The following is a 19,388-nucleotide window of genomic DNA, read 5'->3' as shown; positions in this document are numbered from 1 at the left end:
ACACCCCAGGCCCTTCGTCTGGACGAAGACCGCCGACGAGATCCTCGACAAGGTCGCCGCTTACTGCCGACGAATCTCCGACTCAGGACACTAGGGGTGGGGGCCCTTCGTACGCCTGCATGTCCGTACCAGCCGGAGCCACGCCCCGGGCGGGACCTGCCGGCCGTGGCCGCGCGGTGCGGGTCGGCGCCAGACCGCGGCCGGTTTTCCGTCCGTCGTGCCCGCCGGGCTTGTTCCGTGCCCCGGATTTTTGCTCGCCTCTGTATCGGCTGCTGGCGTGACCCGATCGGGCCGAAGGTGCTCTGGCCAGGGAGGTTTCCGCCGGGCGTGCGCGGGCGCGTGAGCCGCACAAGAAGTGGATGCGACCGCTCCGGAAAGTTTTCGGAAGTCCTCTGAACGTTTGGTGGTTCTTTTCGCTTGGCTGATGAGTAGGACCCGGCTTCGAGCCGGTTCCCGGCTGCCGGACCTGGGGGGAGGCACTCCTGGACTCTCGCCTGATCCGCTTGGAAGGACTCCCTTCGACGTGAACAGCACGAGCCCCTCGTCCTGGCGCTGATAGGCGCGACCGCTGTTCGGGTGTTCGCGCCCGACGTGGTGAGAGGTCTGCGGCGTCTGCTGGGCGCTGGTGTCCGGGTCGGCGCGGCCCAACTGTCCGCGAGTCACCCGACCTACGGCCGTGTGGTCCGGCAGCGGGAGATGCCTGCCGCAAGCCTGGACGGGCCTGGGGAGCAGCCGTGGGGGAGTTCATGACCGACGCCGAGTACGACCCCTTCGGGGAGCAGGCGGTCTCCAGTGAGCTGGCCGGCGTCATGCCGGTGGAGTTCGTCGCCTTCCACTCGCAAAACCATGTGGCCTACCTCGAGTACGCCCACCTCGAACTCGGCGGGGAGGCCGCCGAGGCGGTGGTCGAGGACGTGTTCACCTTCCTCCTGGAGGTCTGGCCGGACGCTCTGCAGGAGGCCAACCTCCAAGCGTTCGCCTGGCGCAGCTGCGCGAGCACGTCGAGCGCTACCGGGCCCGCCAAGTCGTCCCGGTCGCGCTCGTGGACACCGCCCGCTACGCGGCCCTGCGCCGCGGATCGAGGCGGAGCCTGGAGCTGATCGAGTCCAGGAGCGGGGTGTACGAGGCGATCGCGGAGCTTCCCGACCGGCACTGCGACGTGGTGCTGCTGACCTTCCTGATGGGGCTGGAGACCGCGGAGGTGGCGCACCGGATGGGTATCGCTGTCGGGACGGTCCGCTCCCACCTGCACACCGCCCGCCGCATGCTCGCGAAGAAGATCGGAATCGACCTGACTCCAGGAGAGGAGAAGAACCAGTGAACGACATCACCCGCAACCACGCGGAGGCCGGCAACGAAATGGACGAGGCTCTCCAGGACACCGAAGTCTTCACCGACGAGTACGCCTCCTACGACGAGGACGCCGCCCGCCGACGCATCGCCCGCCGCATTGCCGCCGCCCGCCACAGCCGCGCCCTCACCTCACCGAAGGCCTCCGACGCCAAGACGCTCCTGCCCGCGGGCCGGCCCAGCAGCCGAACCGATCGCAAGCTCGTCCTGGATGCGGCCTGCAACGTGCGCGCCGCCCGCACCCTGGACACGCTGGCCCGCGCCCTCATCGACAGCCCCGCCTTCACCCGCCTCGCGCTCGACGCGGAGGCCTGGCCCCACAGTCAGCCCTCCGCGCTGCTCTTCGCCAGCCTCCTGCACCTCTCCGGCCGCATGGAGGCCGCCCAGTTCTGGTTCCAGTACGCCGCCGGCGCCGGATCCGACACCGCCGCCCGCGCCGTCTACCTCCGGCACCTCTCCCGCGCGGAGATCGCCAGCGCCCGCCACTGGCGCAACCAGCCCTCCGACCGCGACCACGCCGAAGAGCTCCCGCCGCTGCCCGAGGTGACCGACGACCTGGAGGACACCCTCCAGGCGTCGATCATCTGGACCTCCCCGCCCATCTCCACCACCAAGATCACCCCCATCCCGCCCGCGGGACGGAGTCTGCGCCACCTGCCCGACCCCATCCGCTACGCCCTCGACACCACCACCCCCGACGAGCACGAGGTCCTCGGCGAGGTCTACACACCCACCCGCCTCCTCGCCTCCGCGCTGGCCCGCTGCGCCCGCCTGGACCCCGCCGGCCTGGCCGCAGACGCCAAACCCGGCGCCCGGATGGCCAAACGCCCCAAGCCGCGGCAGCCGGTCAACACCCGCCTCGAATCCGCCCAGCGCGCCCTTCGCGTCCTGGAAGTCATCCACCGGCACGGTAGCGGCGTCTCCCGAACGCCCGTGAGACCGGACTGCCGCAGCTGCATCTCGCCCACGCCCTCGAGCACCTTGTCCGCACCCAGCTCGCCGCCCGCATCGCCCACGGCGTCTACGCCGCCGGCTCCTCCCTCAAGCTCGCCGAGACCGGCCAGGGCGGCGGCGCGCTGCTGCGCGAGACGCTCACGTTCCTGCGCGACGAGGTCGGCGCCGCCGTCTACGTCGCCAGCTACACCGACGGCGAGGTCTCCATCACCCAGTACGCCGACAGCCCCACCACCCCGGCCGTCCATGAGTGGGTCGACTTCCGGGAGGCCGCGCACGCCTCCGCCGTCGGAAAGGCCCTCCTGGCCCAGCTCGACGAAGACGAGCTCCGAGAACACCTGGGCCGCCACCGGATGGAGGCCTTCACCCCCCACACCATCACCAGCCCCGAGGTCCTCTTCACCGAACTCGACACCCGCCACCCGGGCGAACCCCTCCTGGATCTCCAGGAGTACGCGCTCGGCACCGTCTGCGCGGCCGTCCCCATCCGCACCGGCACCGAACCGGAATGCGTGGCCCTCTCGCTGCCCTCCCCGGACCCGCACAAGCTGCAGCAGGCCGCCCACGTCCTGCGCAATGAGGCGATCGCCGTCCTCCTGGCCCTCCTCGTCGGCGGAACCAGCCCGACCTCGCCCAGCGAGACCGGTGCCCGCCGCGTGGTGATCCACCGGTAGCTGACCCGCCCCCGCAGCAGCAGTGGGGGCCGCCCCCCGGACGGGTAGCCCGCACCGCTGGGTTCAGACCTCGCCGACATGCCGGGAACCACACAAGTGGGCGACCGCACCACCACTAGACGATCATGAAAAGGTGTCCCCCGGTGTAGGACAGAAATGAGGACTCCCATGGGCATCATGGGGGACAGCCTGGAGCGGGCCGTGCGGGAGGCCGCCGGCTGCTGGCCGCCCAGGACGCCGGGGCCTCCGAGGCCGACCTACAGTGGATCGCCGCCGAGGGACTGCAGTCCCAGGTGATCAGGCCCCTTCGCGTCGGCTTCGGCCTGGAGCTGCGTGAGGATCCCGGCCAAATCCCGGAATCTACAATGATCGATATCCGGGGCATCCTGTGGTGAAGCCGAGAGGGAGATTCAGATGGCGATACCGAAGCGCCCCGCTCCGTTGGACCCGGCCGTCGAACGGGCCGCGGCGGCGGGCGACGTGGTCGCGATGAGGCTGCGGGGCCAACACCTCTACGAATCCGGCGACGACAGTGCGGCTGAGGAATGGCTGCTCGCCGCCGGGCAGGCCGGCGACGCCGCGGCGATGTACACCCTGTCGCGCGTCTACCACGACCGGGCGGTGAACGCGTTCCCGCACGGCAAGGCCCACGACGTCACGGCCGCGTCCTGGTGCAGGCGTGCCGCCGAGGCGGGATGGGTCCCGGCCATCAGGGCCATGAGGTCGTGGGTGGACCTGGACGAGCGCGAGTTCTGGCTCCGAAAGGCCTGGGAAACCGGCGATCCGCACGCGTCATTCGGCCTGGCCGAACTGTTCGAGGAGGAGGGACGGGCCTCCGAAGCGGAGCACTGGTACCGCATCGCCTGCCGCGAGCCCGGCCAGTTCGGCCATAGCGCGCGCGGCGACCTGGCCGGCTTCCTCACCTATCAGGGACGCTTCGAGGAAGCCGCCGAGCTTCTGACACAGAACGCGGAAGAGGGTTCGTCGGCCGCAGCCCGACAACTGTCCGACGTGCTCGAGAGGCTCGGCCGGATGGAGGAGGCCGCCCACTGGCGCGAGCGGATCGATGGGCTGCGGGCCGCCGAGCGCGAGCAGGAACCCCTGCTGTGAAGCGCTGTGACGGGTCCCTCGGAAGTGGCCCGCGCCGGTTGTCGAACCCCGGCTCCTGAGCAGAGGCATCCTCCGGTCCAGGGGCGCCTCTGCTCGACACTGTTCAGAAAATGATCTTTGCTTGGCTGCTGGGGGGAGCGGGATGAGCGAGGTGCGCACTGCCGACTTCAGCGCCAGAACTGACGCACCGGTGGTTCTGCCGCCGGACTGGACCAGCGAGGGGGGCGACCGGTCAAGCGAGCCGGTGGAACCCGCAGAGGTCCCGACCGGGCATCCCGACGGTGGCGTAGGCGTCGACGAAGAGCCCGAGGTCCCGACGGACCTCACCCCTCCGGACGAACCCGGGCAGTCGGACGACGACCCTGAAGGCCCTGAGGAACCGCAGGAGTTCGAAGAGGACTGGGAGACCGACCCCAGGGCTCCCACAGATCAAGCCGACGGGACCGAAGCCCCTGAGGAACCTCAAGAGCCCGATTCCCCCGGGACCTCGACCGGGAACAGGCCGGAGCCGCTCGACGATGCGGCCGATGCCGAAACCTGGGAGCGGACGTCCGGGGCGGACTCGGCCGGCGGCGGCCCGGCTCCCGAGGGTGCCCCGTTGCGGGACGTCTTCTCGAAGGTGCGCGACTCCCTCACCGGGCCCCACGCGCCTGCAGAAGGTGCCGGCGACCGCCACGCCACGGTGGACCGGCCGACGTTCAACGCCATGGAGATCCCGGAAGAGAACGTGTGCCTATACCAGTACGGGACGCCTCTCGACCGCTCCGACGGTGGGCGCGTCCCATTGTTCGACGGTCCCCCGACCCGTGAACAGACGGCGCAGGGCAAGCTCGGCGACTGCGGGGTGATCGCCTCCATGGGGGCCGTCGCCGGACACCTTCCGGAAGCGATCTCGAATTGCGTCAAGGAGAACGACGACGGCACGTACGAGGTGACCCTCCATCAGGTGAGCAAGAACCGCCCTGGGGATCTGGCACCCTACGAACCGACCGGTGTGGTCACCGTTCTCACCGTCACGCCGGAACTGGTCGTGCCGTCCCTCGATCCGAAGACCCCGGCCTACGCGCAGGTGGGAACCGGGGGTGCCGCCTGGTCCGTGATCCTGGAGAAGGCCTTCGCGGGGGTCGACCAGACCTGGGAGGAAGGCAAAGCTGGTCAGACCTCCGGCTACGAGCGGCTCAACCTAGGCACAAGGGTCGAGCACCGCGCCGAGATGCTGGCCCAGCTCACGGGCCGGCCTGCCTACTGCGATGACGTTCCCTCGGGGTACGACATGAACGGCGTCAACCCGAACCGCCAGCTGCTCGCCTCGTTCCGGGAGAAGCTGGAAGCGGGCTGCCCGATACTGATCGGCTCACGAGGACCCGAGGAGAACAAACCGAGAATCCGCTCCGACCTCGTGGAAGAGCACGTCTACGAGGTGGTCGAAGTGGACGATCGGGGGAATATCCGGCTCCGCAACCCGTACAACAGGGACCATCCCGAGGCGTTCACGGCCGCTGAGTTCAGAGCGAATTTCGCGAACCGGTACAGCACGTTGGCCTAAAGGTTGTTGCAGACGGGTGGGTGTGGGCAGGTTGGCGTGGTCGCTGACCTGCTTGTTCACCGTGCCATGGCGAGGTTGTCGATCCGGGGGTGGGTAGTTGGGGTGCTGGGTGCGTCGAGGCCGGAATCGGCGCGGCATGGCTGGCGTTCCTGTGTCCTGCCTACATCGAGGCCCTGCCCTCGTGGCCCGGCGCGGCCATGCACACCGACTCCGGCTCGATGACGTGCGGAACGGTCCTGGACTACAGACCCGGCGAGCAGCTCCTCCAGCCCCACGCCGACCTGTGGCTCACGTCCCTGACCGGCGTGGACCCCAAGGCGTTCGGCGTCGTCTGGTCCGACGTCCTGGACCAGGCCGACAGGGTGCTGAGCGCCCGCCTGGACGAGCGTCAGACCGCCGACGATGTGAGTGGGTCGCTGCATGGCCTGGTCACGATGATCGACATGGCTCGCCGATCCGCGGCCGAGGGCGATCCCGCCCAGGCGGCAACAGCCCTCAGCTACTGCGAAACGATGGCCCTGGACCTGTAGCCGTTGCCCGCCAGTCGGCCTTGCACCCTTGCAACCCTCGACGAAGCCCACAGGCTGGGCGAACCGGGGCCGGCCTTGCAGGCCGCCTTGCACCCCAATGTAGGTAAGTACTTGTAGTACCTATGCGCGGGTGGAGTTCTCTTCCCTCTGAGAGCAAGCTCGCTGCGCGGGCCCACAACACCCGCCGCTCACTCGTACCGACGCCCGGCCGTCGTCCGGCGCACATGATCCTTCCCGGCGCTGTGCGGCCGCCTGAGGTGCTCGGGAGCCCTCCGGGCTCTCGAGCGCGATCAAGGGCCTCAGAGTCGCTCACAGCGGCGTACAGCGGTTCGAAGATGAGACAGCGGCCGGGTGGACTGACCTAGGCAGTCACGAGCCGCACGTAGTGTCAGCCGGCCTTCCACGTCCGGCTCTACGCCCACTCGACGCCCAGTGAGGTCAGCCGTTGCTGTTGTTCGGGGAGGAGCCTCGTCCAGATGGCCGGCTGCTTCTGCTGCTGGAGCCACCGTCCGATGTCGTCGCCGTCCATCAGCACGCCGGGTGCGATGTCGGGCAGCTGACCGTCGGCGTCGACCAGGTCGGCGAGCGCCCCGGTAGTGGCGCTGCCAGTCCAGGGGCCAGGGGCAGTTCCAGTCGGGGGCGATCGCGGTGAACTGTGCGGCCCGGGTTGTCGCGGTGTCCTGACTTCCCCGCCCAGGTCGGTGGGAGCGGCGTGCACCCGGAGTTTGACCGGGCCGCTGTGCTGGCATGGCTGCCGGCCCACGACGAGATCGTGGTCCCTGCGAAGCCGGAGAGCGTGTTCCTGCTGTTCGTCCGTCCCGGCGGCGGCACGCGGGCACTTCGGCTCGACGACCCACGCCTGGCGCTCCCCCAGGACGCGTCAGGCGAGGACCGGTTGTCGCCCTGGGACACGGGCGTCGGCGTCGGCGCCCTCGCCACCCTGACAGACGGTGCGTTCGGCGTGGCACTGAGCCGGCTGACCGTGGCGGGCAGGGCCTGTTGGCCGTGCCGGTGAGGTGCCGAGCCCGCCGCACCCGCGGCGAGCGTTCTATCCTGGCCACCTCGCGTTTGCGGTGGGGTAGGGGGAGCAGCATGGCCGACGGGTGGATCCGCACCGACTGGGTGGAGACGGTGTCTGAGGATGGCATGCACCTGATGCAGACGCGCTTCGAGGTGAGGGTCCCTACGTCTGAGGGTCGCAAGTTCGTGACCTGCGCGCTGACCCGGAGGACGTACGTGGTAAGGGACGGTCTTGCCTGTCAGGTTTCCGCCTAGGGACTCGGCCGGGACCGGAGCGGTCTGGACGACTACGACTTTGAGATCGTTTCCGCGACCGGGTGCCCTCCGGTCCAGAAATTCTTCGAGCGGGACGGCGTGCCAACCGAGACTCTCGACGGCGAGCTGTTCTGTGGGCATCAGGGGCTTGACGATGGCGAGTACACCGTCCGGATCACCGCGGGAATGACGACCAGCTGGGCGAGCGGGACGGGAAAGACCATCAAGCTGCCTGTCCCGGGCCACCAGCTCGCTTTCGTCGTGGTGGGATCCGCGCGGCAGGAGGTGCGCGCAACGACCGTCGGCCCGTCGGCTGCGCGGCCCTTCATGGAGATTCCTGTGGTCGACTGGCGCGATCAGCCCACAGCGGAGGCGGCATGGGAGGCCTACCTGCACGGGAACGGAATCCGGCAGGATTATTTCGCAATTTACTCCCCACAGCACCTGATGAGGCATCAACGCGATACCGCTGTGGGGATTCTCCGGAGTGAGGGCTACGACATCCCCCCAACCCCGCAACCCGCCAAGAGGGGGCAGACCTGGCTGGGCGACTGGGGCGGAGTGTGGATGCCGGCCGATGTGCTCACCGCCCTTCACACCGTGCCGGACGACACCGCCCAACGCGCGTGGCATCAGGGAGCAATGGAAGCCCTGGACATAGCAGCGGAGATGTATGTCCTGTGGACCACCGACGTGTTCTGACCGGGCCCGCTCTCCCTCCACGACCACCCTGGCGGGCACCGTGTCGGGCCCGGCCACGCCGGCGGAGGGTCGTGCCCGCGCGCCGGCAGCAGGCGGCCTGAGCCCAGGCCTCGGGCCGGAGCGGGGTCGGTGACGACTCAGGCTCCCGCGCCCGGACACCGGCGGCGGGGTATCGGTGTGTGGGCGGGCGGCCTGGCGTCGGTCATGGATGGTCACGGCCGGCCATCTGCGGGGCCGGGGCGGCCGGTGGCAGCGCGTCGAGGAGTTCCGGCAGGGTGCCCTCGAACGTGGGCAGCCTTTCGGTCAGGGCCGTCCGCTGCTCGGGGGTGAGGTCGGCGAGCAGCGCCTCCAGCGCGGTCGTGGCGGCCTCTTCCACGTACGTCGGGAACGGCCACAGGGCCCGTCCGGTCCACCAGTCCGTCAGGGCGTGGGCGGGGTGGGCGAGCCGCACGACGTCCGCGATCGTGATCTCGGGACGCCAGTCCTCGCCATCGGGTGTGGCGGCCCACAGGGCGATGGGGCCCGAGGCGGTGGTGAGGCGCAGGGAGCGGAGCAGGTCGAGGCCTTCGGCCCGGTTCCGGAAGAGGTGGAGGAAGCTGTACTCGTCGGCGGTCTCCTCATGGGTCAGCCGGCGCACCAGGTCAGGTGGGCAGTCGGCGGACCGCACGAGTTCGCGGAGGTTGTAATCGGGGAGCTCCCGGGGGTTCCACTGCGCGGGGTCGGCCACCCGGCTGCGGGCGATGTCCCAGTCGAGGGGATACCACGGGTCCTCGGCCCGGGCGCGGCTGTGGGCGAGGAGGCGGCTCGGACGGTCGTGCCGGACGGAGCCCCCGTAGCGGTTGCGGCGGGTGCGCCGGTCGAGGGCCACGTCGTAGAAGCCGTCGATGTGCTGGGTGAGTGCGATGTCCCGCTCCAGGGTCTCCACCGGGCCCTCCGGGTCGGTCAGGGCCAGGGTGTACGACTCCCTCGCCTCGGGCAGCAGCGGGACAGTAATCAGCGCCTCGGCGAGCAGGTCGATGCGGCCGGCGCGGGCCAGCAGCAGCCCGGACACACACTGCTCGTAGAAGTCGAGCACCGCCGTGCCGTCGTCGTTGACCGCGTGCAGGGCGAGCATGATGTGCTCGGGGTCGGAGGCGTCGAAGCGGCGGGCCCGTTCCCGGGGGCTGACGAGTTCCGCGATGCGCTCGGCCATCGCCAGCGTCTCGGGCAGGCGCGGTACGGGCTCCGTCCGGCCAGCCCCGAAGGGACGGCCCGTCAGGACGTCGAACTTGTCGGGGTGGGTGAGCCTGTCGTCGCGCAGGAGGAACAGGTTCGTTTCCGGGTCGTCCAGTTCCAGGAGCGCTGTGATGATCCTCTTGTCCGGAGCGGGGGGATACGGGCCTCCCTGGTCCATCCGCTCGCGGTCCTTCGCGAGCTCCCGGCGTATCGCCAGGTCGCCGTGGCGTATGAGGGCGCGCGCCTGTTCGGAGCACCATGTGATCCGCTCGGCGAGCAGGCGGCGGCCGTCCGGTCCCATCCAGCGGACGATGGGGTCCACGGCCGGCCGGGGGGCGAGGTTGATCATCCGCTCCAGCGCCCGGCCGATGGCCGTCCCCTCGAAGGGCGGGGGGCACTGTCCGGTGCGCGCGGCCTCCTCGGCGGTGTCGGCCAGTTCCGCCATGGTGCCGGGGAAGTCGGAGGCCATCAGCGCCACGGCGACCAGCCACCGGTCGCAGTCCTCGCCGAGCCGGGCCTCTAGCAGATCGCCGGCGTCCATGGAAGAGTCGATCGTCTCCAAGGCGTTCCGCGCCGGCGAGGCATTCCACCAGCGGTCTTCCCATTTGGGGGACATGGACATGCGAGAGTCTCCTGGTTCTGAGGGGCTATGCGTGGGTGGCGACGAAGTGGCGCAGTTCGTCGCGGGGATCGGGGCCCTCGCCCCCGCGCCAGAGCTGGTTCACCCTCTCCCCCGCGGGGATGCCGCGGAGCAGCATGTCGCGCATGGCCGTCACGGCCGTGGCCCTGGCGCGTGCGATGCGTTCACGGCTCTCCGGGGTGCCGTCATCGGCGGCCAGGACGGTGGCCAGTCGCGCTCCCATGCCAGGACGTCGTCCCACACATACATCTCCGTGTGCCCGGAGCCCGGGTGCTGGAGGCCGACCAGTTTCCATCCCTGGTTCTCCGTCAGGGGGGTGTCCACCGACACCCAGCGGCTCACCAGTTCGGCCGCGCGCGTGGCGAGTTGGGCGTCCGCTTCGTTCGTCGTATCGGTCATGTTCCCGACCCTAACCCATTTTCGTCGGACTGACGATAATGGGTGGAGGGGAAGCCACTGCGGCCACCACTCCGATGGCCTACCAGATGCCGCGAAAGGGCGTTGGACTGCGCTAACAAATCATCTCGTTTGGAGGATCGAAGCCAGGGTTGACCCGGTGGACTGGACTTTTGGTGGTGGTGCGACGATGCGGGGATGCGCGAAATCCATGAGCTGGTCAACGTCGACGATCCGGCCTGGCCGGTCCTTGTTGAGGAGCTGTTCGGTACCGGCGTTCCAGTTGAGGTGCTGCCCGGCGATGCCGAGGTAGGCCGTGCCAGCGTGTGGCAACTGCAGGTCTCCGCCCAGTCAAATCTGGGCGGGATCGTGCTGAACTGCGGTGGTCTGCTCGTGGACAGCGGCTGGTTGCGGATCTTCGGAAGTCCGAGTGGCACCGACGCCGAGAGACTGCCGAGCCTGGCCGAGGTCAACGCGATGCCTTCGATGTTCGATCCCGCATGGCGGCCGGGGGCGGGTCTGGTGGTTGCGCACGATGTGCTGGGCGGGGTCTTCGCCCTCAACGGGGGTAATCCCCGTGCGGCCGGTCGGCCCGGCGAGCCGGGCGAGGTCGTCTACTTCGCCCCCGATGTCCTTGGCTGGGAGGCGCTGGGTGCCGGCCACTCGGCCTGGCTGTCATGGATTCTCTCCGGAGGGCTCCAGGAGTTTTACGAGGGCCTGCGGTGGGACGGCTGGCGCAGTGAGGTCTCTGGGTTGACCGGGCGGCAGGGGGTGTCGTTCTTTCCGCCATTGTGGTCGGCCGAGGCCCGCCAGGATCTGCTGGCGACCAGCCGTCGTGCGGTGCCCATGGCGGAACTCCTGAGCCTGAGCCGTGACTCGTGCCTTCAGTACGACGGCGCCGACCCTGGCTTCCTCGGCCCCGCCTGAACAGGCTCACCCGCCCAGACGCCGGAAGCAGGTGAGGGTGGCTGCGATGCGGCCGACTGCTGACCGACGCAGACACACCGATGCGCCTCCGTGTCACCGGCGTCATCGTCCTCCTCTATGCGCAACCCTGACCCGGGGTGTCTAGCTGACGGTCGACGACGTCATGTTCGCCAGCTCGGCCGCCAGGTCCTGCGGCGTCCGATCGGTCGTCACCCTCAGCATCTTCGTCTCCTTTGTCCGTGACGCGTTTGAAGGTACCTCGTCAGGAATCGGAGATCGTCAGCCACAGCTCGTGGATCACACCCGTGCCGGTGTTCCTGCTGCCGGCGTGCGAAGGGGCCGTACCGCTTGTGCGGTACGGCCCCTTCGGGGTGTTCGGGACGTTCTAGTAGACCGGCTTGTCGGGCTCGATTTGGTGGACACAGCCGATGACTCCGCCGCCGACGTGCACGGCGTCGGGGGCCTAGTGGTGGGGCTGTCGGACCGGGGGCCCAACCACGGTGCCGGTCCGACAACCCCGGGAGGGCGGTGGCGATGCCGCCGCGGACGCCTTGAGGTGGGGTCAGCGGTTGGGCCAGGGGGAACGGCGGGCGAGGATCGTCCACTCCTCGTCCGCGCGGCCTGGTACCAGGCGGCCGGCACTCTCCCATTGTTCGGCGAGCTCGCTGAAGATCGGCTCCAGCTCGGGGCGCCGAACCGGTTCGCTCCTGGGTGGCCGACGCCGGTGACGGGCGTGAGACCCCGGCATCTGTGAGCCTCCCAGCCTGTTTCCCAGCTCAGAGCGCTACAACCGTTCTGCAGGCTGGGTGTTGTGAGCACCCCGAGCGGGGCCGCCACTGCCCCTGACAGGTGATCTTGACCGATTGCCAGGCGACTTTGACCGCCCGGTTCAGGCTGCTTAGTCGCCGTTGCTGGTGGTCCAGCGCCGGTTCTTCTCGGAGCGACGCAGCAGCTCGCTCGCGGCGAGCGTCACGGTCGCTACGCCCCGGACCCGGCGGGGCCCGCCGCGCTCCGCCCACACCACACACGCACACCCACCGGCGGTGAGCACTAAGACGCCGAGCAGCACCAGACCGACCATGTTCCCCACCTCTGCGTTCATTCGTACGGTCCTGCTGATCATCCCAGGCCGGGAAGGGCCCCAACGGGATGTCCGACCGAAACGACACCTGGCTCACAAAGGACCACCGGTCAAGGCCAGGTGGCAGGGAACTGGTAGTCGTCAAAATCTCCTGACAAACGGCCGAGACCACTTGTCAGAGGACAGCCACCGATGGGTGGCGGCCCCGTTTCGCTGTGTCCGGGCGGGTGTCGATCGAGTCCCTCTCAGGGGTGAATCTTGCCTCCCGTACGCGAGCGCGGCTTGTGCGGCAGGCTCGCAACTCGCCCCGGATTCAGGGCTATTGACAATAAACAGGATCTTTCGCGCGGCCCGACAACCGGGCCGCGATCGGGTCGGAGTGGGATTCATGGCGCGATCGAAGCTTCAGGAGTACGACGCGGGGCAGGCGGCGAAGCGGCTGCGGGTCTCGCGGGCGGCGTGGCGGTGGGCGGTGCACACCGGCGCCGTCCCGGCCCCGGACGCCGGAGAAGGCGGGTGGTCGCGAGCGACGGTGGAGGCCGTGGACGCCGACGCGGTCCGGGCGGGTCTGCCCACGGAGCCAGCCTCGGCGTGGTCGGCGTCGGAGCGCCTAGGGGCAGCGCTGGCCCGGTGGGAGGTGTCGGTGAGCACCGCGGCCGTGGTGGAACTTGCGGCGGCCGGCCTGCTGCTCAGCCTGTCCACAGACCCGGAGGCACCGAACGTTTCACCCGGACCAGGTGGAGGCCCTCGCCGCCCGCCCCGACTTGCCGGCCGTGGTTGCCTCGGCGGTCCCGCTCGGCCCGGACCAGGCCGCGCAGCGCCTCGCCGGGCGCCGCAGCGACAGTACAGCTCGGCCGGGCAGGCGGCCTTCCCTCGCGATGTACTGCTGGAGGGCTTCCAGGCCTTTCTGGAAGGCCTCGCCGCCCCCGCGCGGCCCCGGACGTCGTGGCCGTCTTCGTCGGGGTCTTCTGTGCCCGCACAGCCGGTCCGACACCCAGCTCGCCGAGGCGCCGCTGCTGCTCTTCGTTCAGCCGGTTCCAGTCCCGCTGCTGGGTGGTGAGGCAGCGTCCGACGTCCTCGCCGTGCCGGGTCACCCCCGGCACCACATCCTCGAGCCGCGCACCGTCGGCGAGGAGCTGGGTCAGGTAGGCGTGGTGGCGCTGCCAGTCCACCGTCCACCCGTGCTCGCGAGTCCGGATCGACCTGGGTGAGCTGGTCGGCCCGTCGGCGGGCGCGGCTGGGGTTCTTGCCCAGCCCGCCGGACCTGCGCACGTTGGTGAGCCACTGCCCGACCGGCTTGTCCAGGGCGGTGGCGTGCCGCGGGGCCGCGAGGGTCCCGTGCAGGGCGAAGTAGGCGCGGGCGGCGAGGTTCTCCTCGAAGCCGGCATCCGCGGTGTCCCACACGATCCCGAGCTCCTCCAGCTCGGCCGCCCGCTCCCCCGTCATCGTCCCGGCCCGGTACGCCCGCCGCTGGTCCGACAGCCACCTCCCGAGCGGAAACGCCCCCTCGACATGCTCGTACGGCACCTCCAAGCCGGCCTCCCGCTCCCGGTACCGCCAGCGCCCCGACGCCAGTCCTGCCGTTCGGTGTTGATGACTTGGTAGCTGATCCACTTGGCGATCAGCGCGGGGTCGCGGGTGGCTGCGAACCGGAGGAGGAGCCGGGTCTCCTCCTGGCCTTCTGCGGGGGCCGGACCGACCGGAAGCGACGGATTGACAACGTGTTTCTGGTTCTCCTGCGGAATGGCAAGCATTTCCACAGCCTTTTCATCATGTGCCCGCAAATCTTCCAAAACCCGAATCAAAGGGCGGTAAAAATTCGAGGAAAGCATGTCCTCCGGCTTTTCATCCTTGCCCAAAAATACCGGGATAATCAGGGTGGCCATCTTTCCATGGCCCGGTTGCTGGCGCAGCGCCCGGCCGATGGCCTGGACGATGTCGACGGCCGACCCCTTCGGGTCGATCAGGGCAACACTGTCCGTGGCCCGGATGTCGACGCCCTCGCCCAGAACCCGGCAATTCGACAGCACGGCGCGCCCGGCCCGCCGTCCGAAGTCGGCGAGCACCGCCTGCCGGTGGCCGCCCTCGTGCTCTCCGCACAGCCACCCCGCCCACACCCGCTCCGGATGCCGCCCCGGGTCCACCTGGTGCAGCCGGGCCGCGACGCGAGGCAGGCCGGCGGTGAAGGCCTCCGCTTCGATCGTCCGGTGGTGGAAGGTGATCGTCGTCCGCAAAATTGTGGGCGGCCATGGTCTCCAGCAACGCGGTCTGCATCGCCGCGAGACGCTCACCCCGCTCGCCTGCTGTGTTGCCTGGACGTGGTGCATGTTGCTCAGTCTGCTTGGAGGCTGGGCAGTTCACTCGTCGGTGACAGGGGCCATCCGCTTCTCCGCAGGGGCGAGAGCGCCGTTCTCCTGACTCTATCCGGTCAGAATAATGAAGCATTGAGTGTTCTGTCGGAGGCGGGGCGTGTGGGTTCATGCGGTGGGGGAGAACTGCTGGCTCGCGGTGCCGGTGGTCGGTTGGGGGGATGTGCCGCTGTTTGGCCTGATGGGGGCTGGGGGAGGATTTGGGTGTTTCTGGGCGCGGATGGCGGGCCCGGTGAGGATTGGAAGGTCCGGCATGGCTCAAGGCGTTGTGAAGTGGTTCGACGCGGAGAAGGGCTTCGGTTTCATCGCGCAGGACGGTGGCGGCCCGGATGTGTTCGTTCATTACTCTGCGCTCGGAGGCTCAGGTTTCAAGAGTCTCGATGAGGGTCAGAGGGTCGAATTCGAGGTCGGGCAGGGCCAAAAGGGTCCGCAGGCAACAGACGTCAGGGCCATTTAGCCGCCTGACGTAGCGGAGCATCAAGCGAAGCACCCCCGCCCCTCTATTGCCAGCCGCCCGCGTAGCGGGCCTCAGGTCCTGGAGGCGAAGCCGCAAGGACCAGGTGGGGGAGCGAAGCGGACCCACCCAACAGGCCGAAGGCCACCGGGGAGGGTGAGCCGGGTGCGACGCCGCGTGTGAGTGTCACCGGGGTGCCGCGGGTGTTGTCGCGGGTGGTTGGCAGCGTCGTTGCTGGTGAGGAGATCCTGATCCGCTGGTGGTGACATTGTGATGTGGTCTGTTGGGTGTCATCGATGTGCATGGCCGCTGGACAGCGACGTGCGGTGTCTGTGGCTTCGCGGGGGCGTCATGCCAGGTATCTGGCGATCAGGATGAGGGTCCCGCCGAGGACGGCATCCGGCAGGTCAGTGGCAACAGACCGGTGCGGCCAGCTCCTTGATGGGTCGGGTCTTGGTGGGTCAGGCTTCGATTCGTGTCCAGGTGTCGCCGCCGCGGAGCCAGAGGGTGCCGTCGCGACCTTGTGCGCAGCGCATGACTACCGGCCCGGGCAGTCGGAGCCTTTCCTGGGCGGTGATGACCCAGGTGTCGTCGATGAGTTCTGCGCGGCTCAGTTCGACGTCGGGGCGGTGGTGGAACCGGTGGGTGAGGAGCATCCGGGTGCCGCGGACCGCGATGCCGTCGGTGTCTTTGAGGGGGTTGCTGTAGCTGGTGATGTCGCCGGTGGTGGGGTCGACTCGGGACAGGAAGGCGCCCTCGTGGCTGTACCAGGCGAGCCAGACCGCGGTTTCCTCGGTGGCGGCCGCGCTTCCGCCGAGCGGCCACGAGGGGAGCCGTCCTTGGGGGCTCCAAGTGGGGATTCCGTCGGTGTTCCAGCGGGCCAGGCCGGCGCTGGTCTCTGGGTGGTCTCCGTAGATGCCTTCGTCACCGTATGAGGTCCAGATGTCGCCGTTGCGGTCGGTGATGATGTAGTCGATGTCGTCGCCGATGCAGAAGTGACTCACCGGGTATCCGCCGGGGGAGTACACAACTGCGTTCCTCTCCCAGATTCCGTCCTGGCCTCGGCGTATACGGCCTGACGCCAGCAGAAACCGTGACCACGAGAGCAGGGCCAGGTGGCTGGTCCTCGCGGTTATGCCGGTTACGGGTGTCCGGTGTTCCACCTCGCCCGAGACCACGACCAATATGCCGTCACACGGAGCCGCCACGCTCCATCCGACCCATCCCTTGATATGCGGGGAACGGCGCAGGTTCCGTTCCTGGATCAGCATCACCGCGAGTTCGTTGTTCGGTCCGACGCTCCACCACAGGGCCCGCCATCCAGCTCGGGCATCCTCGGGGGGCAAGCTCCACACGACGGGCGGTTCGCCAAGAGTCATCGGCATTCACCTTTTGGACTCCAGGCCCCAACGGCGCCCGAAGAGATCTACGTTACCGGGCGGCGGTCCGCAGCGTTTAGACCGGCCCCCCTGCCCGGTGCACTCAGCAGGCCAGCGCAGGGATGCTTGGCTGTTGGGGGCCCGCACAGCGGGCTGGTCCTGGAGGCGGAGCCCAAGGACCCGGGGTGGGAACGAAGCGGACGGACACCCTGAACGGGCCGGAGGTCCGGACCCCGTGAAAGGTGGTCACCCAGGCCTGGGGAGCAGGCCGTTCGGGTGGAGCGCAGCGAAATCCGAACCCCGTCCGGAGCGAAGCGCAGGACACCGGTCCGAAAGGGCCGGCCCTGGCTCGGTGAAACCGAGCTCCGCCGAGCGGATCGAGGTGGTTCGCGAGGGGGCCGCGGTCCCAGGGCCGGGCCTACTCCACCCGCGCCACCCTCTGCCTGATGGGCGTCGTGTGATGTGCACTGGGTGTGCGTCACGGGTTTTCACTGGTGGTGGGTGTGGCGGGCTTGGGTACCGCGTTGCTGGGGTGTCGTTCGGTTGGTGAAGGCCGCTGTCGTTTCCGGTGAAGGTTGGTTGTCGTGCGTGTAGGGCGTGGTGGTCCTGTTGCCGGGCGGGCCTGACCAGGGTGTGGGGCGCCGTGAGGGTCGTTTTCTGCGGGGTTGGTGATTGCTTTCCGAGGAGGATCAGTCCCACCAGAAGTCCCAGTTGCGGGCGCCGGTGAGTCGTTCGGCGTAGGCGGCCAGTGTGTGGGGCCGGCTGCCTTGCCAGATGTTGTCTGGGCAGAAGGCGAAGTGCTCGGCGGCGATGAGGAGAGCGTCTTCCTGGTTCATCGGTGGAGCGGCGACGCTGAGGTGCAGGGTGGAGAATCCGACCGCGACGACACGAGTACCGAAGCGGTGCTCCCAATCGGCGATGACCGCGGAGAACTTTGCGGTGTCGTTGTCGTAGTTGCAGGGTCCGGCCCAGCCTGCGGCTGTGAGGGCCTCGGCGCCTGATGCGGCGGTGACCACTCCCAGGCGGGACTCGGGACGGTCGGAGAGGAAGGCTTGCGCGTATTCGGCAGCGAGTCGGTCCGCGTTGGTTGCGGTCTGTCGGCTGGGCGCGAGGCCGGGCCAGGTCTGGCCGAAGGGGGCTGTGACGGCGAGGCGTTCTTCGGCGGAGAGCACGTCCTCGTCTTCATCGACGGCGGTGTAGGCCGCCCACCACCTTGCGAGAAGGCCGGCCGGTTCATGGCTCGCCGGGGATGACATCTGCTCGGGGAAGACCTCACCCGATCCCCATGGGCGGAAGTCGGCGTCGTCTGGATCCAGGGAGTCGAGGAGTAGTGGCCAGAGGCCGGAGGTTGTGTGCTCGGCCTGGATCTGTGCCCACAGTTCGGCCGTTGCCGGCCGATCGCTGAGCCAGAGGGGCTGGACAGCTCCATCGCCCTCGTCGGATGTGATCATCCGGCCGGGCGGGAGCGGGGTCTTGAGGGCCGATCGGGGCTCGGGGTGCACGTGTGGATGCTAGTGCCGCATCAGGCAACGTTCGCCCTGTCCTGGATACGGTAGGTCCATGAGTGGTGGTGGCCAGCCAGACCTGGACGAGATCGAGGCATGCTTTGCTACCGTGGTCGAGGGACGTGTGAGCCGGGATGCAGCTGACCGGTGGGCCCAACGCTGGGTTGTCGACGACACGCGTGAATGGGACGAACTGTCCTGGTGGGCGCTGGGGCTCCTGTACGGGATCGATCTGCGGGTGGGACCCAAGGAGCCGTACCTGCACGACGACGAGCAGGTACGGGGATGGCTGGAGGAACTACGGCGGCGCCGCGCCGGGTGACGCACCGCGAAGGTCCCCTTCCCCGGCTGCACGTTGACGCCAGGCTGTTGGCCTATGGCAGAGCGAGTACGTGTACGCGAGATCGACGATGACGAGGGCAGGCGGCTGCTTCGGATCATCCGCCGGGGTACCGGGTCGGTGGTGACCTGGCGGCGGGCCCAGATGGTCCTGCTGTCCGCGCAGGGCATGCCGGTGGCGAAGATCGCCGAAGTGACGTTCACCAGCGATGACCGGGTCCGGTCGCGGCCGCCGGCTGAGCCGGAGATCAGCGCGACACTGCCATCGACCGGGGCGGCGTCTTTCGCCACCCCGCCTGGACGTCACGGCCGGGGATGTGCCCCGCTTCGGCGGGGGAACGGCCGCCACCCCGCTCAGAGCGCCATCGCCTTGGGGTTGGGATCAGTTGACGACGGGGCCAGTAGGATCCTGATGGGCGTTCCAGCCGCCGTAGTTGATGACATCGCTGGGATGTTGTTACCGCCACCGATGCCACGCGAACGAGAGAGTACCCATCCATGGGCATCATCGGGGACAGCCTGGAGCGGGCCGCGCGGGAGGCCGACACACGGCCCATCCCGCGCAGCGCGGGCGCGCGGATGCGGTATCTCGTAAGGCAGCACAAGGGCTCCACCCGGGCCGTGGCGGGTCTGTTGGGGGTTTCGCAGCGCACCGTGGAGCGGTACGTGAAGGACCAGATCAGGAAGCCGAAGCCCGCGCTCGCGGCCAAGATGGAGGCCGAGGTACGGCGCCGGTGGCAGCCTCTGGTCCGCAAGCGGGCCCGTGAGAGGGCCGCGAAGCGGACCGGGCTGGTCATCGAGACCCGGGCACGGTTCGGGTACACCGCCCGCCCCAGGTACGACGGATGACGGGCGGATGCGGCGGATCACCCAGCACCTGCCACCCGAGTACGCGGGCCGGCTGCTCGCCGCCCAGGACGCCGGCGCCTCCGAGGCCGAGTT

General features: G+C 69.1%; 18 protein-coding genes and 4 pseudogenes. 13 read left to right on the top strand and 9 right to left on the bottom strand.

Annotation, left to right across the window (positions count from 1 at the left end; all coding sequences use genetic code 11):
* Positions 1 to 734: 734 nt before the first annotated feature.
* Together ABZX75_RS32770 and ABZX75_RS32765 are read left to right on the top strand one after the other, a co-directional pair.
* Complete coding sequence (locus ABZX75_RS32770) at positions 735 to 1,100, top strand: hypothetical protein (RefSeq protein ID WP_355417372.1); 366 nt, start codon at positions 735 to 737, stop codon at positions 1,098 to 1,100.
* Positions 1,043 to 1,321, top strand: coding sequence for a sigma-70 family RNA polymerase sigma factor (locus tag ABZX75_RS32765; protein ID WP_355417370.1), 279 nt, complete (start codon positions 1,043 to 1,045; stop codon positions 1,319 to 1,321). The genes ABZX75_RS32770 and ABZX75_RS32765 overlap by 58 nt, the downstream gene beginning before the upstream one ends.
* A 161-nt stretch (positions 1,322 to 1,482) precedes the next feature.
* On the opposite strand, the gene ABZX75_RS32760 is transcribed toward ABZX75_RS32765, so the two are convergent.
* Positions 1,483 to 2,253, bottom strand: coding sequence for a hypothetical protein (locus ABZX75_RS32760; RefSeq protein ID WP_355417382.1), 771 nt, complete (start codon positions 2,251 to 2,253; stop codon positions 1,483 to 1,485).
* Here ABZX75_RS32760 and ABZX75_RS32755 point away from each other — a divergent pair.
* The 4 genes and pseudogenes from ABZX75_RS32755 to ABZX75_RS32740 all read left to right on the top strand — a co-directional run bounded on the left by ABZX75_RS32755 (position 2,167) and on the right by ABZX75_RS32740 (position 6,164).
* Positions 2,167 to 2,978 (top strand): annotated as a pseudogene (locus tag ABZX75_RS32755) (IclR family transcriptional regulator C-terminal domain-containing protein). The gene ABZX75_RS32760 and the pseudogene ABZX75_RS32755 overlap by 87 nt on opposite strands.
* A 414-nt stretch (positions 2,979 to 3,392) precedes the next feature.
* Positions 3,393 to 4,088 (top strand): hypothetical protein, encoded by a 696-nt coding sequence (locus ABZX75_RS32750; protein ID WP_355417367.1) that lies wholly within the window; start codon positions 3,393 to 3,395, stop codon positions 4,086 to 4,088.
* Between the two features lie 142 nt (positions 4,089 to 4,230).
* The gene (locus ABZX75_RS32745; RefSeq protein WP_355417364.1) at positions 4,231 to 5,634 is read left to right on the top strand and encodes a C2 family cysteine protease; all 1,404 of its coding nucleotides are present in this window, start codon (positions 4,231 to 4,233) and stop codon (positions 5,632 to 5,634) included.
* A gap of 89 nt (positions 5,635 to 5,723) precedes the next feature.
* Entirely contained in the window at positions 5,724 to 6,164 is a 441-nt protein-coding gene (locus ABZX75_RS32740) for a hypothetical protein (RefSeq protein ID WP_355417361.1), read from the top strand.
* A gap of 424 nt (positions 6,165 to 6,588) precedes the next feature.
* Here the strand turns inward: ABZX75_RS32740 and ABZX75_RS32735 are convergent.
* Positions 6,589 to 6,829: pseudogene (locus ABZX75_RS32735) on the bottom strand (helicase associated domain-containing protein); the annotation flags it as partial.
* Between the two features lie 47 nt (positions 6,830 to 6,876).
* Between ABZX75_RS32735 and ABZX75_RS32730 the strand changes: the two are divergent.
* On the top strand, positions 6,877 to 7,179 hold the full coding sequence (locus ABZX75_RS32730; protein WP_355417380.1) for a hypothetical protein: 303 nt from the start codon (positions 6,877 to 6,879) through the stop codon (positions 7,177 to 7,179).
* Between the two features lie 359 nt (positions 7,180 to 7,538).
* Positions 7,539 to 8,141, top strand: a complete 603-nt coding sequence (locus ABZX75_RS32725; RefSeq protein WP_355417358.1) for a hypothetical protein — start codon at positions 7,539 to 7,541, stop codon at positions 8,139 to 8,141.
* 202 nt (positions 8,142 to 8,343) lie between these two features.
* Here the strand turns inward: ABZX75_RS32725 and ABZX75_RS32720 are convergent, their stop codons facing one another.
* Together ABZX75_RS32720 and ABZX75_RS32715 are read right to left on the bottom strand one after the other, a co-directional pair.
* Entirely contained in the window at positions 8,344 to 9,978 is a 1,635-nt protein-coding gene (locus ABZX75_RS32720; RefSeq protein WP_355417355.1) for a hypothetical protein, read from the bottom strand.
* Positions 9,979 to 10,003: 25 nt separating this feature from the next.
* Positions 10,004 to 10,237, bottom strand: coding sequence for a hypothetical protein (locus ABZX75_RS32715; protein ID WP_355417352.1), 234 nt, complete (start codon positions 10,235 to 10,237; stop codon positions 10,004 to 10,006).
* Between the two features lie 353 nt (positions 10,238 to 10,590).
* Between ABZX75_RS32715 and ABZX75_RS32710 the strand changes: the two genes are divergently transcribed.
* A complete protein-coding gene (locus tag ABZX75_RS32710) occupies positions 10,591 to 11,319 on the top strand; it encodes a DUF2625 family protein (protein WP_355417349.1) in 729 nt (242 codons plus the stop codon).
* An 898-nt stretch (positions 11,320 to 12,217) separates the two neighbouring features.
* On the opposite strand, the gene ABZX75_RS32705 is transcribed toward ABZX75_RS32710, so the two are convergent.
* From ABZX75_RS32705 to ABZX75_RS32695, 3 genes are all read right to left on the bottom strand, one after another.
* The gene (locus tag ABZX75_RS32705) at positions 12,218 to 12,400 is read right to left on the bottom strand and encodes a hypothetical protein (protein ID WP_355417377.1); all 183 of its coding nucleotides are present in this window, start codon (positions 12,398 to 12,400) and stop codon (positions 12,218 to 12,220) included.
* Between the two features lie 405 nt (positions 12,401 to 12,805).
* Positions 12,806 to 13,927, bottom strand: coding sequence for a helicase associated domain-containing protein (locus ABZX75_RS32700; RefSeq protein ID WP_355417346.1), 1,122 nt, complete (start codon positions 13,925 to 13,927; stop codon positions 12,806 to 12,808).
* Positions 13,843 to 14,634, bottom strand: a complete 792-nt coding sequence (locus ABZX75_RS32695) for a helicase-related protein (RefSeq protein WP_355417343.1) — start codon at positions 14,632 to 14,634, stop codon at positions 13,843 to 13,845. Before ABZX75_RS32695 ends, ABZX75_RS32700 begins: the two co-directional genes overlap by 85 nt.
* Positions 14,635 to 15,022: 388 nt before the next feature.
* Here ABZX75_RS32695 and ABZX75_RS32690 point away from each other — a divergent pair, with 388 nt between their 5' ends.
* On the top strand, positions 15,023 to 15,226 hold the full coding sequence (locus ABZX75_RS32690; protein ID WP_355417375.1) for a cold-shock protein: 204 nt from the start codon (positions 15,023 to 15,025) through the stop codon (positions 15,224 to 15,226).
* A gap of 458 nt (positions 15,227 to 15,684) precedes the next feature.
* On the opposite strand, the gene ABZX75_RS32685 is transcribed toward ABZX75_RS32690, so the two are convergent.
* Positions 15,685 to 16,227, bottom strand: a complete 543-nt coding sequence (locus ABZX75_RS32685) for a hypothetical protein (RefSeq protein WP_355417340.1) — start codon at positions 16,225 to 16,227, stop codon at positions 15,685 to 15,687.
* Between the two features lie 1,064 nt (positions 16,228 to 17,291).
* Positions 17,292 to 18,104 (bottom strand): DUF4253 domain-containing protein, encoded by an 813-nt coding sequence (locus ABZX75_RS32680; RefSeq protein ID WP_355417337.1) that lies wholly within the window; start codon positions 18,102 to 18,104, stop codon positions 17,292 to 17,294.
* 127 nt (positions 18,105 to 18,231) lie between these two features.
* Here ABZX75_RS32680 and ABZX75_RS32675 point away from each other — a divergent pair, with 127 nt between their 5' ends.
* The 3 genes and pseudogenes from ABZX75_RS32675 to ABZX75_RS32665 form a co-directional block, all read left to right on the top strand.
* Positions 18,232 to 18,429, top strand: coding sequence for a hypothetical protein (locus ABZX75_RS32675; protein ID WP_355417335.1), 198 nt, complete (start codon positions 18,232 to 18,234; stop codon positions 18,427 to 18,429).
* Positions 18,430 to 18,483: 54 nt separating this feature from the next.
* Positions 18,484 to 18,669 (top strand): annotated as a pseudogene (locus tag ABZX75_RS32670) (IS630 family transposase); the annotation flags it as partial.
* Between the two features lie 275 nt (positions 18,670 to 18,944).
* A pseudogene (locus tag ABZX75_RS32665) lies at positions 18,945 to 19,388 on the top strand (XRE family transcriptional regulator); the annotation flags it as partial.

It is taken from the genome of Streptomyces sp. NPDC003038 (assembly GCF_040611115.1).
Classification (GTDB): domain Bacteria; phylum Actinomycetota; class Actinomycetes; order Streptomycetales; family Streptomycetaceae; genus Streptomyces.
Note: the sequence above shows the minus strand (reverse complement) of the source record. Positions and strands in the feature narration are given on the sequence as shown.